Raw genomic sequence first — 13,338 nt, forward strand, 5'->3', positions numbered from 1 at the left:
AATTATTTGTCAATATTTTTTCTTTACACTATAATTTAAGCTAGTTAAACGCAGAATCGGCTTATTTTCCGGGCTTTTTCCTCTTGAAGGAGTAGCCTCATCTACCATTATAGCTTCTGTCACTATAACATAGGTTTATCACAAGCAGCCGATATTAAACCATTATAAGGGGAATGTTCTTATGAAAGCAGTTGGTGTGATCGTTGAGTATAATCCTTTCCATAACGGGCATTTATATCATCTGAAAAAATCGAGGCAAGCAGCAGGCGCAGATATTGCCATAGCTGTCATGAGCGGAAATTTCCTCCAAAGAGGGGAACCGGCGCTCCTCTCTAAATGGGCACGGGCTGAAATGGCGTTAAAAGCCGGCGCCGACCTCGTTTTTGAGCTTCCCTATAAGTTCGCTGTTCAAAATGCCGAAACTTTTGCAGACGGTGCAGTTTCCATTCTTGCTGCTGCAGGATGCAGCTCCCTCTGCTTTGGGAGCGAATCAGGAAACATCGAAACATTCAACGCTGCCGTCCATCTGCTCGATGAGCATAATGAAGCCTACCAGGAAAGGATCAAGCACCATATAGAAGACGGAAACAGCTACCCTAAAGCATTGTCACTTGCTTTCAAAGATCTCGGGCTGGACGAAGCCGGGCTGGACCTGTCCAAGCCGAACAATATTCTCGGCTATCAGTACGCCAAGTCGGTCTATTCCCGCCATAAGGAATTGGAGCTCCTGACTGTGGAAAGAAAAAGTGCCGGCTATCATGACGAACATTTCTCATCAGAGACCATTGCGAGCGCAACAAGCATCAGGAAAGCTTTGTTTTCAGACGGGCTTGAACTGACCGATATCAAATCATATGTTCCTGGAACAACGCTTGACATCATGGAAGATTATAAAAAAACATTCGGTGCCTTCCACCAGTGGGAAATGTACTGGCCCTTCCTCAAGTACCGGCTGCTCCAGATGTCCGCTCCTGAACTAAAAGAAATTTACGAAATGGAAGAAGGCCTTGAAAACAGAATCATGCATTCGGCCATAAAGGCAGGAACCTTCCATGAGTTTATGGAATCCATAAAAACGAAGCGATATACCTGGACAAGGCTGCAGCGGGCTTGTGTCCATATACTGACCAACACGAAAAAAGAAGAAATGCTGCCGCAGCCTAAGTCAGCATCCTATCTCCGGCTGCTCGGGATGAGTGAAGAAGGGCGGATATATTTAAACAGGCAAAAAGGAAGCCTCGGCCTGCCTCTCATCTCCAAGCTGTCTTCCAGCCCGGAAGAAGCTCTGCGGCAGGATATACGGGCAGCCAGGATCTATGCTTCAGCCCTCCCACATCCGCAGCGCCAGAAACTGCTGGAAATGGAATACACTCAGCCGCCAATCTATCTGAAAGGCAGCAGGGCCTGACAAAAAAGGAGCAGGCAGGGATTGATCCTGCCTGCTTAGTTATTTTGGATCCAAACCTTCCAAATAATCTACCGCTTCTTCAAATGTGTTGATCGGAATGATTTTCATATCTGTCCCGATCTCCTCGGCAGTTTTTGCTGCTTCGCTGTAGTTCGACCCGGCTGCGCCATTTTCATTCGGCGCCAGAAAGATTTCTGCGCCAGCTTTGTCGGCCGCTACAATTTTCTGCTCAATCCCGCCAATCCTTCCGACTGTTCCATCGGCAGAAATGGTTCCTGTTCCTGCAATCTGATAACCTCTTGTCAAGTCTTCCTTAGTCAGCTGATTGTAGATTTCCAGTGAAAACATCAATCCAGCGGACGGACCGCCTATTTCCTCTGTATTGAGGCTGACTTCCGGCTCGACTTTAATCTCCTTGTCATCGACAAGCGATATGCCGATCCCGACTTTATCAGGATCATCCTTGAAAGCTTTCAGGGAAACCTCTGCTTCTTTGCTCTCCCCGCCTCTTTTATAGGCAAGTGTAATGGTGTCTCCCTCTTTTTGTTTGCTGACATATGAAATGAATTCTTCAGACGACTTGAATTTCTGATGGTCGACTTGTGTTATCATATCGCCGGCCTTCAGCACTCCGTCAGCAGGCATATCAGGCAGGACATTCATCACATAGACCCCTCTGTACTCATAATCCACCGGCAGGCCAGCCTTTTTATAGGCAACCTCAATGGCTGCTGTTTTTGATGTGTCCATCAGATGCAGCTGGCGGACATTGTATTCTTCATCAGTTTCATCTTCGCGCCTAATTTCCTCGACAGGATAGATTTCCTGGAACTTGCTCACCTTTGCAGTCAGATAGGAGTAAATATTGGCCCTGCCCATCCTGACGGTTGTAAGCATGAAGTCCCCTGCCTCATCATATCCGCCTTCCACTTCAATTATCGGTTCCAGCTGCTTGGCCATGCCTGGTTTTGTTACATAGTAAGGCAGATAATAGAAAAACCCTGCCAGCAAAATCACTGCAGCGATAAAGAAGGAACGGAGGAAGATTTTATTTCTCTTCATCGTCTTCTTGCCCCTTCCAATTTTGAATAGCTTCCTTTATTCTGGGAACTTGCTTTCTTGCTTCCTCTTCCCCAATCCTGATGATATCTTCAATATTGGTGAAAGCCCTTGAGCTGTACATTTCCACATGCGGTCTGATCATGATATCAGAGGCGATCTCCCGGTTCGAAACGAGCTCCATCTGCATAATATCCAGGCTTTGCATGATCACATCGAATATCGATGTGATGTCAGAGCTGGTCTTCACTCTTGACACATCGACAGCTATGATCAGGTCCGCTCCCATTTCTTCGACAACTGACACCGGCACCCTGTCAATGACTCCCCCATCGACCAGGAGCCGGTCTTCCAGTTTTTCCGGAGTGAAAATCCCGGGTATTGATATGCTTGCCCTGACGGCATCAGCAATCGGCCCTTTGCTGAAAACAACTTTTTCCCCTGCCTTAAGATCAGTTGCAACCACTCTGACAGGGATATCAAGATCTTCCAGGTTCTTGCCATGGGTAAACAATCGAATAAGTTCCTTCACCTTCTTGCCAGCCAGAAACCCCATCTTCGGCACTGTAAAATCAAGATAGTACTTTCTTTTGAAAGCACCTGCCAGCTTATAGAGCCTGTCAATGTCCAGTCCTGCTCCATAAAAGCAGCCTACAAGCGCTCCCATGCTGCTCCCGGCAATCACATCGACGTTAATTCCTTCCTCTTTCAGCACTTTGATGACGCCAAGATGGGCGAACCCCCTGGCTCCCCCTGATCCCAGCGCCAATCCAATCACGGGCTGCCTCATCAGCATCCCCCCTTTTATATATGACTCATGGCGGGCGATAGTCAAGAATTTGCTTACCTCCGCATCAAACACAATAAAGCCTGGTTTAATCTTATGGTCTATTTTATCTTTCTATGAGTATATTGGGATATATGGGGACAAGGCGTGCCCGGCTGAAGCCGATTGGGCAAAGCAAATGGAAAACCCTGTATATTGGCTGAAAAATCTACTGCGCCTCAGGAGGGACGGTTTGCCGCTCCAGACCCGGCCCGCTGATTATAAATACAGTTTATCACTGTTCTGCATGAGCTGCACAGTTTGTTTACCTGATAAGGGAGGATTTGCCGGTGTTGCGTTCCAAACTAAAAACACTCATATTAGCTTCATCCGTTACATTAATGGCTGTATCGCTCATATCCTTTCCACAAGAATCAGTCGACGCGTCGATTAGAGGCCTCAATATGTGGTGGGAAATTGTCTTTCCTTCTCTCCTCCCCTTTTTCATAGTATCTGAGATGCTGATTGGATTCGGGGTGGTCAAATTCCTCGGCGTTTTGCTGGAGCCGCTCATGCGGCCGCTTTTCCGCGTTCCGGGCGTCGGAGGTTTTGTCTGGGCGATGGGGATGGCTTCAGGCTATCCTGCCGGGGCAAAACTTACTGCCAGGCTGCGCCAGGAAGATCAGCTGACTAAAACAGAAGCTGAAAGGCTCGTTTCTTTTACAAACTCATCCAACCCCCTGTTTATTTTTGGAGCAGTCTCTGTCGGTTTTTTCAACAATGCAAAAATCGGCATCATACTGGCTCTGGCCCACTATCTTGGAAATATTACTGTCGGCCTGATCATGCGATTTTATGGAAGAAAAGAAGAGATGACCCGCTCAAAGCCAAAAAGGAAAAATTCTCTCAGGGCTGCGTTTTCTGCTCTCCATCAGACACGAATCAATGACAACAGGCCCATCGGTAAATTGCTCGGCGACGCTGTTATGTCATCAGTCCAGACGCTGCTTATGATCGGGGGCTTCATCATCTTATTTTCGGTTATCAATAAATTGCTCTTCCATCTGCATATCACAGCTTTTGCAGCCGAATTCATAGCAGTCGCCTTCAGCAGCATCAGTCTTCCTTCCGAGCTCAGCATCCCATTTATATCAGGTCTGTTTGAAATAACACTGGGAAGCCAGATGACGAGCCAGATTCAGCAGGCCACCCTGATGCAGCAGGTGATCGTAACAAGTCTTGTACTGGGATTCTCAGGGTTTAGTGTACAGGCTCAGGTGGCCAGCATTCTGGCCCAGACAGATATCGGCTTTAAGCCTTTCTTTGCTGCAAGAATCATCCATGGAATTGCTGCGGCTATGTTCGCCTTTCTTCTTTGGGGGCCAGTCTATGAGAGGTTCTATCATACAGATGCCCCTTCCAATGCTTTGCCTGTTGGGCTATTTGGCGGAAATGCTTATTCACAGGCTGCAGCCTTCCTGGCAGAGCATGGACCGCTGATAACGCTCGCAGCTTTGCTTGTCTATATTTTCCTGCTGGGCAGGCAAATTTATGCAGGAGATGCACAAAAAAAATAACCGGCACACGCCGGTTATTTTTACTGCTGAAGACTGAATTTCCCGCTGAGCGCTTTTTGGACAGCCTCTGGCACAAGCTCGGAAATATCTCCGCCGTATTTAGCCACTTCTTTGACGATGCTGGAGCTTAGAAAAGAAAATTGGTTGTTTGTCATCATGAAAAACGTTTCTATTTCCTCATTCAAGACCCGGTTCATTGATGTAATCTGCATCTCATACTCAAAATCTGAAACCGCCCTGAGGCCCCTGATGATTGCGCTTGCCCCGACCCCTTTTGCATAGTCAACAAGCAGTCCCTGGAAAGAGTCCACTTTCACATTGGGGAATTCCCTCGTCACCTCACTGATCAGGCTGATGCGCTCATCAACAGAAAAAAGCGGATTTTTGGATGAGTTATTAAGCAGGACCACATGAATCTGGTCAAAAACCTTCGAGGCCCTTTTAATGATATCCAGGTGGCCATATGTAATGGGATCAAAGCTGCCCGGACAAACTGCAATGCTTGCCATTGTCATCCTCCTTCATTACCGTTGCTGTATGTAAAAATTGAAACTGCTATTATTCCATATGTCTCGCTTTTAGTTTTCACAAAATTCCCTGTCTCACCCGGCAGCTCTATATCTGAAGCATGTTCACAAACGATAACTCCCTCTTCTTTCAGGAGGGAATGCCGGCCGATCAATTCCATCAGCTTCAACAGCTGCTGTTTTTTATAAGGAGGGTCCAGGAAGATATAGTCAAAGGAAATTTCCCTTTTAACAATCGCTTTCAATGCCCTTTCAGAATCGTTCCGGTAAACCTCCGCCTTTTCTTCTAGGCCGCAGGCTTCCAGGTTTTCATGGACCGTCTTGATTGCCTTTCCTTCCCGGTCAACGAAAATCACGCTTTCCAGCCCCCGGCTTAAAGCTTCAATTCCGAGGCCTCCGCTGCCGGCAAAAAGGTCGAGTCCGGTTCCGCCATCAAAATACGGCCCAATCATGTTAAAAATAGCTTCTTTAACCTTATCGGTGGTTGGCCTTGTTGTATTTCCGGGCACTGCTTTTAAAGAAATGCCTTTACATTCACCTGACACCACTCTCATCATTCATCACCACAATCATTTGACATTTTCCCTTATTTTCTTATTTATCCTAACACAATTCGCCCCATGCCGCCAACAGGCTATTTGAAAGCGGATTCATTAGAAAAGCGGAAGCGCCTTGCTCACTTAAGGAACGCAGACTAAGAACGCCACGTCCTGTGGCAACGTCTGCATGACCCCCATCCTGGGGGCCTTAAGACAAGACACCCGAAAAGGCGTTCTTTGCCTTTTTGGGGGGCTTGGCTTATGACTCGAGGGGCAGGCGCTGGATTAGTAAATTTCCTTAACTGCAAAAAATGTTCCCAAAAGGTGTATAACCGTGTTCTTTATGGAAATAATGTAAGTAACAACATCTATTCGAGGGTGTTGTTGCCAACCGCGGAGAAGACTTACGTTTCCCCATAAGTTCTTCCTCCGGTTTCTCCTCTCCCTTTGCCTTCTGTCCCTATGGGATATAGAAGGGCCCTGCAGGAATGCAGGGTTTTTTTCTGTTTCTGCCAAAAGAATGGCGGGAGTGCTGGAAAGTTTGAAATTAGATAGTTATCGGTACATTCTTTTCTTTTAACAGACGAACAAATGAAAAAAACTGGCATCGCCAGCTTTTCTTATTTGCCTTTTTCGATAGAAATCCTGTGTTCATCTTCGGCAACTTTAATTTTAAATAGTGCTTCCAGCCAGTGACTGTCCATAAAAAGCTCTGATCCTACTGTTACCAGCGGATTCTCCAGGAGCCCGTAGTCCTCTTCATTGTATATGAAAATGTTTTTGTCCAGATAGAAACGGTAGCTATTATTGCCTGCCCCCTGAAGGAAAATTTCTTTAGCAGAAACTTTTTCCGCTTTGAATCCAAGCAGCCCTGCAGTTTTAATAAATGGAAAATATGTTTTTCCATCCAGGCCGATTGCCTCCAAATCTGACTCTGTCCCATTGACATCTATATTCCGCTCATCGGCAAAATAAAAAGGAATATAAGGTGCTTTCTCATCTTTGTTCAAGGTAAAATAGCTTGTATCCTTTCCAAGCTCACTTACAAGGAAACGATCCAGCTGTTCCGCATTAAGAGAATCCGAGTTTTTAACGTAAGAGTAAAATCGTTCCATTCCTTCTTCACCCATGACCTCCTTCAGCCCTGCCAGAAGACTTTTTGCCTTTTCAGAGCCAGGCTCCTGTGAGAGTGCTGCCGAAGCTGCTAAATCCAGCAGCCAGGTTTCACCAGGAGGTGTCCCGCTGAATTTCTCTTTTAGAGCTTGAGACAGAATTTTAGCCATCAGCTCATTTGGATCAGTTCCGGGATTGATGATCATTAGTCCGCTGCCGGCAGCTTCTTTATAGGAACTGGTTTGTATTAAAGTTAAGAACGGAAGATCTGCCATTTTCTCCGCCGATTCCGGAGCTATGGCAAGTCCGTTTTCTTTTTCCGCAGCTAAAAAGATGATATTATCGCCTGCCTCAAAAGTGTTCAGCTTTTCAGCCTGCCAGAAGACTGCCGGTGCGTCTCCTTCCCGTTCAAACACATAATAATCGATCAGCTCTCCCTGCTTGTACCCTTCCGGGCGGCCGCCGGCAGACCAGGTTCCGGACCTTCTGGAGGAATCTACAATGACGGTGAGTGTATCATCTATGTGAACATCAGGAATCATGGTCGTCCAATCAGTCAGCAGGAACGCGGCTGGAGAAGCGCCCACAGGGATTATATATTCGAAGGTGAGGCTGCCGTCTTCAGAAATGAATGTGGACGGATCCTCATCAGAAGAGCTGCATCCCTTCCCTTCTATGCCGGGACATTCCCATCTGAACTGCTTTTCTGTGTTGACAGTTCTGTATTCTTTGCCTTTCGACAGGCCTTTTATAGTCTGTGTAACGAATAATTGATCTTGTGTTGTTTCTATTGTCAGCTCCTGTTGGGCTGACTCCAGCACCTTAGAAGGCTCTGACTGTTTGGAGTAGGCATTCCACTGAAAGAACAGCATTGCGCCGATTACAGTCCCTAATGCCAAAAAACTGAGAAACAATCCTTTCCACATGCCGATTCCCCTTCGAAAAATAATTCTTTATTCATACAATAGCAAATGAACCTGACCAGGACTATCCTTTTTTTTACGATTTCATGAAACTTTTATCCTGATTCGTGATTTGAGTTTTTTTCGTTCATTCTATAATTTTCCGCCAGAGGACCCGTTTCCAGATTAGAGTGCAGGCTTCTCAAACACTCTGCTTAGTGATAAAGTATCAGGAGATTCATTAAATTTTTTCATATTAACCAGGAGGAATCTATGTGATCCAGCGTTTTATTGAATTGGGAGAAGGCTATTCCGATATATATGAATTACTTGAAATTGTCCGTTCTAACAAACATCGGCTGCAGCATTTGATAGCATTTCAATCCGCTTATGAAGGGAAAGAGATGACATCGGTCGCCGCGGTGCTCAGGCCTGCCGAGACAGGGAAATTCCAGCCTCTGTATATTTGCCGGGAAGGTATCCCCCATCCTGACAAAGCTCCCAACGCCAGGTTTCAATTATTTAAGGATTTAGCTGATGATTGCGAAAAGGAAATGATCCGGCTGGAAGTCAAGCCTTCTGCACTCTTTGCAGAAAAAGAATTATTCTATCAGTACCTCATCGGCATTCTCAGATTGAACCATTATATTCAGCCGCTGCACTAAGAAATGCGGAAAAGCCTTGATCAGACCCGACAAGCTTAAGGCACTTCAGGACAGAAGGCTCATCGCAGCAGAATTGAATTGTTTGTTCATCAGAAAAAAGGCAGGGATTTCTCCCTGCCTTTTTAAATACCCATTTTATAATCGTATTCTTTCGCTTTATCCGGCTTCGAATTTTCGAATTCTGTCTTCAGGAACGGTTTATAGGAAGGCTCAGCCTTTTTTACGAATGAATAGGATGAAATTTTTTGGATCAATGCCTCAGTATCCTCTATATCGCAGTAAATGACCGCATACTTCAGCTTTTTGGAAACATAGTGGACATTTCCAAACCGTCTCAGCATTTTTGCCTGCTTAAGAGAATAAAGCCAAACAATGATTCCCTGTCGCTGACCTAGCATATAATTTTCCCCTTCAATTTGGCAGTTTTTTATAGTCTAGCAAACAAAAAGGCATATATCAAGAAAAGCTTATAGACTTATGTGCCGCTGCGGAATGCAAAAAGCCCGGGAGTACAAGCTCCCGGGCCATGCTGATTTATGCGGAACAGCTGCAGCTTCCGCCTGATCCGCAGCCGCCTCCGCAGCTGGAGTCAAAGAACGGGTTGCCAGTCGGCACCTTAACACTTTCCGAGACAGACTTTCCAATGATGAGACTGACTTCGTCAAGCAGGCTTTGCAGATCTGTTTCAGCCTTTTTGAACTCAGCCAGATGAATATCCATGTCCATCTCCCTTTTCACTTCCCTGATGCTCATCATCACTGTTTTATAATCAGGATGATACCTTCCGAAGCGCTGCACTTCTTCGTACTGCTCCTTCATTTTTACAAAGGCTTGAATTTTCCTTTGAGTCTCCCTGCTGTTTTTCACTTTATATAAACAAGCGCGGTACTGCTCCGCCGCTTCTGATGTAAGAATCATGGCCGATAATTGGTCAGCTCTCTCAAGCAATTCGACTCTTTCGGTTGTTGCAAGCATGAAAAGCCCACCTCCGATTCATATTCTATCATGAATATGTTAAATTGCGAAGTATGTGCTTAAGGTATTTTTACAGTAAATTCCTTTTCCGCCTCCACAGTACTTCCTTTTGAAACTACTTTCACCTTTATGTGATGGAGTCCGCTTGCGAGCCCTTTGACCGAAAAGGAAGCAGCATGGACTTCCCGCACTTTCTTTCCGTCAGCATACAGCAGGATTTTCCCTTGCTGTTCCCCTGCACCATCCCGGAAAGAAACTCCTGTAACGATACAGTCTATGTATAGGTCACTGCCATGGATTGTATATTTAACAAATAGCGGGCTCTCCTTTTCCTCCAGCCCTGCTGCTGAAATGTTTTTAGCCCCAATATCCGCTGTTTCAAACAGCTTTGCCTCCGGTTCCGGCAAATCTTTGCCGCATCCGGCAGCCAGCACTGCTCCGATTCCAATGAACAAGGCGATTACTTTTTTCATTTCTTGTTCCTCCTTTGCCACCAGGCTATTACTAGTCTTTCTTGGAAGGCAGCTGTTTATGAGCAGAAATTTTCAAAGAGAGAGCGAATCTTTTTTTAAAACACAATGAAAAAAGCTCTTCTCCCGGGAGAAGAGCTTACTATGAAGATTGTGAGTTCATTGCCTGAAACATGCTCATCATCATGGAAGCCATCTGGACGCCATTGGTGAACTTCTCAACATGATGCGGGATCGTTCTTTTATAATAATGCAGTGCGGCAACCTCCAGCGCTTGTATTTCCTGGGGATTCCTGGACAAAGTGCGATACCATTGGGGCTGTTCTCTAATAAATTGCTTCAGTTCTTTTTTCTGCTCTAAATAGTCAAGGATATCTCTTCTCATCTCACACCTGCCTTAAATCAATCTTTCCGGAATGAAAAAGGATTTGGCGGTTTTGCCTGGACCGGGCTTTGTGAGCCTGGGGTCTGGCCTCCTGTCTGGAATTGGGAGATTACGCCCTGGACCGCAGACAGGGCCTGGCTGAGATTATTAATATATCCTTGCACCTGGCCGGGATCCATTTTTTTGACGGTGCCCATCACCGTGGACATCCAGTCGCTTTTTTTCTCCTCTTCCTTCACTTCTGCCCCAGGATCCGATTCGCCCCATCTGGCATCCTCCTCACCGAGAAGGTACCAATCTTCGTATAGATCCTGCCACGTCGACTTTCCATCTCTTACTTCTTTTATGATATGCGGCCTGGATTTTACGAAGTCCTTGAATTGCGCAACGGAAGGATGAAGTTTCTTTACTGTCATAATCCAATCACCTCATCTGATGCATTCGCCTACTTTACCATATGAAAAAGCTTCATGAAATGTGAAAGCTGTCTTTCACAGATGCAAAAAATGCCAATTAAATGATAAGATATGAAGCAGAAAGCATGTGAAAGGTGATATTTATGGATGAGCAGCTAAGGGATTTATTCGAAGCCTGCCTTGAACAGGCCACTGATGACGACAGGAAGGTTTTGCACACACTTCTTGCCGGAGTGAAGAAGAAGCAGAATAACATAAACAGCTCCTATATAGGCGGCATCCTGCATATGGACCGGACCATCACAGCACAGGAATGCAAAATTACAATGCCCGTCTCCCCCCTCCTGCATAATACACTCGGCATCGTGCATGGAGGGATCACGGCCACTGCTGTCGATTCAGCAATGGGCACCCTTGCCAACTCCCTTCTGCCTGAGGGCTATGGGGCAGTCACCACACAGCTGAATATCCACTATCTGGCTGTCGGTAAAGGCGAAAACATTATATGTACAGCCGCCCTCAGCCACAAAGGCACGAAGACCATGGTTCTTTCTGCTGATGTATACAGGGCTGACGGACGGAAGATCGCACAGGCTACTGGCAGCTTTTTTGTTATAGAAAAAAAATAAGGAGGGCGCTATGGTCACCGCCATTGTCATCCCTATTATATGCTTATACTTCTTCTGGGTCACGAGGAAGGAAAGGCGGAATTCCGAAGCAGAATGGAGAAGTATTGGCATGGTCCCTGAAGAAGCTGTGATTGAAGGAAAAGTCACTGCGCTTCACCTTGAAAAGCAGCGCTATTATCATCATCTGTATGTTTGGGTGCTTGAAATGCGCCTCCAGGCTTCAGCAAAGACAATCATAGCCAGAAAGCTGCAGGCAGCAGATCAAGAATTCAGGTATCCCGGTTTTAAAGAGGGCGAATTTATTATCCTTTTCGGGAAATGGCAGAAAGATATTTTCATTGTAAACCGTTCAATGCCCAAAAAAGGACTGAATCAGACAGCATCCCTTGAAACAGACTAAAAAAAAGAGGCTCCCGGCAGTTCGGAGGCCTCTTTGACTATCTTCACTCTTGCCATTTCTGTATAAAATTCTGAGTATAATGCCTGTCGTACACGCCGACGCCCAGGTGGGTGAAATCCGGGTTTAGCAGGCTCTCCCTGTGGCCTTTGCTATTCAGCCAGCCTTCAACTACTGCGGGAGCATCCACATAGTGAGCAGCGATATTCTCGCCAGCCATCTGATAAAAAACCTCCCCAGCCTCAAGCCTGTCCGACAGCTCGCCGTATTTTTCCGAGGTATGGGAAAACTGTTTGCTTTCAAACATATCCCTGCTATGCTCATAAGCTACTTTTGCAGTAGCTTCGTCCCATTCAAGCACATTCAATTCATGCCTTGCCCTGATAAAGTTGCTGATGTCGTATATCTGTTTTTCATTGCCTTCTTCAATCAGCCTCTTTTCTGCCTGCTCTGAAGGCTCGGCTTCTATCAGGTCACCCCTGTATACCAGTTCATAAGGCCGGAGCTTTACAAGCGTCGGGGCATCCATATACCTGATGCTGGACAGCTCGCCTGTGAAACGGTCGATATACAGCTGTGCATAAATATTTCCGGCCTTGATGAGCGGCCTGGTATTCAGATCGTCTTCAGAGAGTTCAAACCGGTATGAGCTGCCTTTGTATTGAAAATTAATATTAGTGTCAATAAACACAGAAGAATAAATTTCGCTGACCGGCTGACCTATATGGAAAGGACTCACGTCAGCATCGGGCCCTGTGGCAAACAGCGTGACAATCCTTCCATCCAATACGCCCGCCTGAACATACTGGCTGGTGCCTTTCTTATAAATCCACCATTCATAGCCATATTCTGATGGGTCTTTACGTTCCGGGTCACCAAGCAAGACCTGCAGATCAGAGGCATTTTTGCCAATAAGCGATGACAGGCCCTCCCCCGGAAGCTTTAAGGAAGATTCGTCAATCATATTTTGCTCGCTGAGAGAATCGTCTTTCTGGGGTTTCGTTTCCTCATCACTGATCAGGAGTTCGTCTTTAGGGTCTGATGATATATTAAAATAAAAACTAATCACCAAAAAAATGGATACAATAATTAAAATACGGATTAATTTTAGCAGACTCCAGCCCCCTCCCTGCCGTCTTTTCTATCTTTTCTATCATTATATGCCGCAGTATATAGATTATTATATCATTTTCAACTTTCTTTTTAATAGAATAGAATGACAAAATTGCAGGTTAGTCTTTGAAAACACAAAAAGACTGCTTAAGCAGTCCGAGTTTGAACTATTAACCTATAAATTAATTTTTCAAAACCAGTTTTAATTGTAAATTGGGGCTGATGGTCTCCGTTCCAGACACTTCGCTTTCCGCGGGGCGGAGTTGAGCCTCCTCGCGCTTGCGCGCTGTGGGGTCTCAACATTTCCGCTGCAATCCCGCAGGCGTCTACGTGTCTTCCTCTCCGGCCATCAGTGTTTTTCAAAAATTGTTCTTGCTTAACCCCATTATAAAGCAGC

The 13,338-nt window shown here is 45.8% G+C and carries 16 protein-coding genes; 5 read left to right on the forward strand and 11 right to left on the reverse strand.

Going from position 1 to position 13,338, the window contains the following annotated elements; all coding sequences use genetic code 11:
* The first annotated feature begins 181 nt into the window (after window positions 1-181).
* Window positions 182-1,408: a nucleotidyltransferase gene (locus tag Q9R36_RS03420; protein WP_311224542.1), complete on the forward strand. Its 1,227-nt coding sequence runs from the start codon at window positions 182-184 to the stop codon at window positions 1,406-1,408.
* A gap of 39 nt (window positions 1,409-1,447) precedes the next feature.
* On the opposite strand, the gene Q9R36_RS03425 is transcribed toward Q9R36_RS03420, so the two are convergent.
* Together Q9R36_RS03425 and Q9R36_RS03430 are read right to left on the reverse strand one after the other, a co-directional pair.
* Window positions 1,448-2,470: a SepM family pheromone-processing serine protease gene (locus Q9R36_RS03425; RefSeq protein ID WP_022543691.1), complete on the reverse strand. Its 1,023-nt coding sequence runs from the start codon at window positions 2,468-2,470 to the stop codon at window positions 1,448-1,450.
* Entirely contained in the window at window positions 2,457-3,257 is an 801-nt protein-coding gene (locus Q9R36_RS03430; protein WP_022543690.1) for a patatin-like phospholipase family protein, read from the reverse strand. The genes Q9R36_RS03425 and Q9R36_RS03430 overlap by 14 nt, the downstream gene beginning before the upstream one ends.
* A gap of 326 nt (window positions 3,258-3,583) precedes the next feature.
* Here Q9R36_RS03430 and ylbJ point away from each other — a divergent pair, with 326 nt between their 5' ends.
* Window positions 3,584-4,810, forward strand: a complete 1,227-nt coding sequence (gene ylbJ, locus Q9R36_RS03435; protein WP_035401061.1) for a sporulation integral membrane protein YlbJ — start codon at window positions 3,584-3,586, stop codon at window positions 4,808-4,810.
* Window positions 4,811-4,830: 20 nt separating this feature from the next.
* Here the strand turns inward: ylbJ and coaD are convergent, their stop codons facing one another.
* From coaD to Q9R36_RS03450, 3 genes are all read right to left on the reverse strand, one after another.
* Window positions 4,831-5,319, reverse strand: coding sequence for a pantetheine-phosphate adenylyltransferase (coaD, locus tag Q9R36_RS03440; protein ID WP_022543689.1), 489 nt, complete (start codon window positions 5,317-5,319; stop codon window positions 4,831-4,833).
* A gap of 2 nt (window positions 5,320-5,321) precedes the next feature.
* On the reverse strand, window positions 5,322-5,891 hold the full coding sequence (rsmD, locus tag Q9R36_RS03445) for a 16S rRNA (guanine(966)-N(2))-methyltransferase RsmD (RefSeq protein WP_101550679.1): 570 nt from the start codon (window positions 5,889-5,891) through the stop codon (window positions 5,322-5,324).
* 605 nt (window positions 5,892-6,496) lie between these two features.
* Complete coding sequence (locus Q9R36_RS03450; protein WP_311224543.1) at window positions 6,497-7,915, reverse strand: hypothetical protein; 1,419 nt, start codon at window positions 7,913-7,915, stop codon at window positions 6,497-6,499.
* Window positions 7,916-8,166: 251 nt separating this feature from the next.
* Between Q9R36_RS03450 and Q9R36_RS03455 the strand changes: the two genes are divergently transcribed.
* Complete coding sequence (locus Q9R36_RS03455; RefSeq protein ID WP_094769948.1) at window positions 8,167-8,556, forward strand: DUF7147 family protein; 390 nt, start codon at window positions 8,167-8,169, stop codon at window positions 8,554-8,556.
* 122 nt (window positions 8,557-8,678) lie between these two features.
* Here Q9R36_RS03455 and Q9R36_RS03460 read toward each other — a convergent pair whose 3' ends face one another.
* The 5 genes from Q9R36_RS03460 to Q9R36_RS03480 all read right to left on the reverse strand — a co-directional run bounded on the left by Q9R36_RS03460 (window position 8,679) and on the right by Q9R36_RS03480 (window position 10,802).
* Window positions 8,679-8,954 carry a YlbG family protein gene (locus Q9R36_RS03460; protein ID WP_009791147.1) on the reverse strand — a complete coding sequence of 92 codons (276 nt, stop codon included), beginning with the start codon at window positions 8,952-8,954 and terminating at the stop codon, window positions 8,679-8,681.
* Between the two features lie 136 nt (window positions 8,955-9,090).
* Window positions 9,091-9,531 (reverse strand): YlbF/YmcA family competence regulator, encoded by a 441-nt coding sequence (locus tag Q9R36_RS03465; RefSeq protein ID WP_009791146.1) that lies wholly within the window; start codon window positions 9,529-9,531, stop codon window positions 9,091-9,093.
* A 59-nt stretch (window positions 9,532-9,590) separates the two neighbouring features.
* Entirely contained in the window at window positions 9,591-10,004 is a 414-nt protein-coding gene (locus Q9R36_RS03470; protein ID WP_253616619.1) for a hypothetical protein, read from the reverse strand.
* A 139-nt stretch (window positions 10,005-10,143) separates the two neighbouring features.
* A complete protein-coding gene (locus tag Q9R36_RS03475; protein ID WP_009791144.1) occupies window positions 10,144-10,386 on the reverse strand; it encodes a YlbE-like family protein in 243 nt (80 codons plus the stop codon).
* A gap of 17 nt (window positions 10,387-10,403) precedes the next feature.
* A complete protein-coding gene (locus Q9R36_RS03480; protein ID WP_009791143.1) occupies window positions 10,404-10,802 on the reverse strand; it encodes a YlbD family protein in 399 nt (132 codons plus the stop codon).
* A 143-nt stretch (window positions 10,803-10,945) separates the two neighbouring features.
* On the opposite strand from Q9R36_RS03480, the gene Q9R36_RS03485 reads away from it, so the two are divergent.
* Window positions 10,946-11,431 carry a PaaI family thioesterase gene (locus Q9R36_RS03485; protein WP_311224544.1) on the forward strand — a complete coding sequence of 162 codons (486 nt, stop codon included), beginning with the start codon at window positions 10,946-10,948 and terminating at the stop codon, window positions 11,429-11,431.
* A 10-nt stretch (window positions 11,432-11,441) separates the two neighbouring features.
* Window positions 11,442-11,831: a hypothetical protein gene (locus Q9R36_RS03490; RefSeq protein WP_009791141.1), complete on the forward strand. Its 390-nt coding sequence runs from the start codon at window positions 11,442-11,444 to the stop codon at window positions 11,829-11,831.
* A 43-nt stretch (window positions 11,832-11,874) separates the two neighbouring features.
* Here Q9R36_RS03490 and Q9R36_RS03495 read toward each other — a convergent pair whose 3' ends face one another.
* A complete protein-coding gene (locus Q9R36_RS03495) occupies window positions 11,875-12,900 on the reverse strand; it encodes a CAP domain-containing protein (protein WP_396137099.1) in 1,026 nt (341 codons plus the stop codon).
* Between the last annotated feature and the right edge of the window lie 438 nt (window positions 12,901-13,338).

Origin of the sequence: Bacillus sp. AG4(2022) (assembly GCF_031844465.1) — a bacterium.
Classification (GTDB): domain Bacteria; phylum Bacillota; class Bacilli; order Bacillales; family Cytobacillaceae; genus Bacillus_AB; species Bacillus_AB infantis.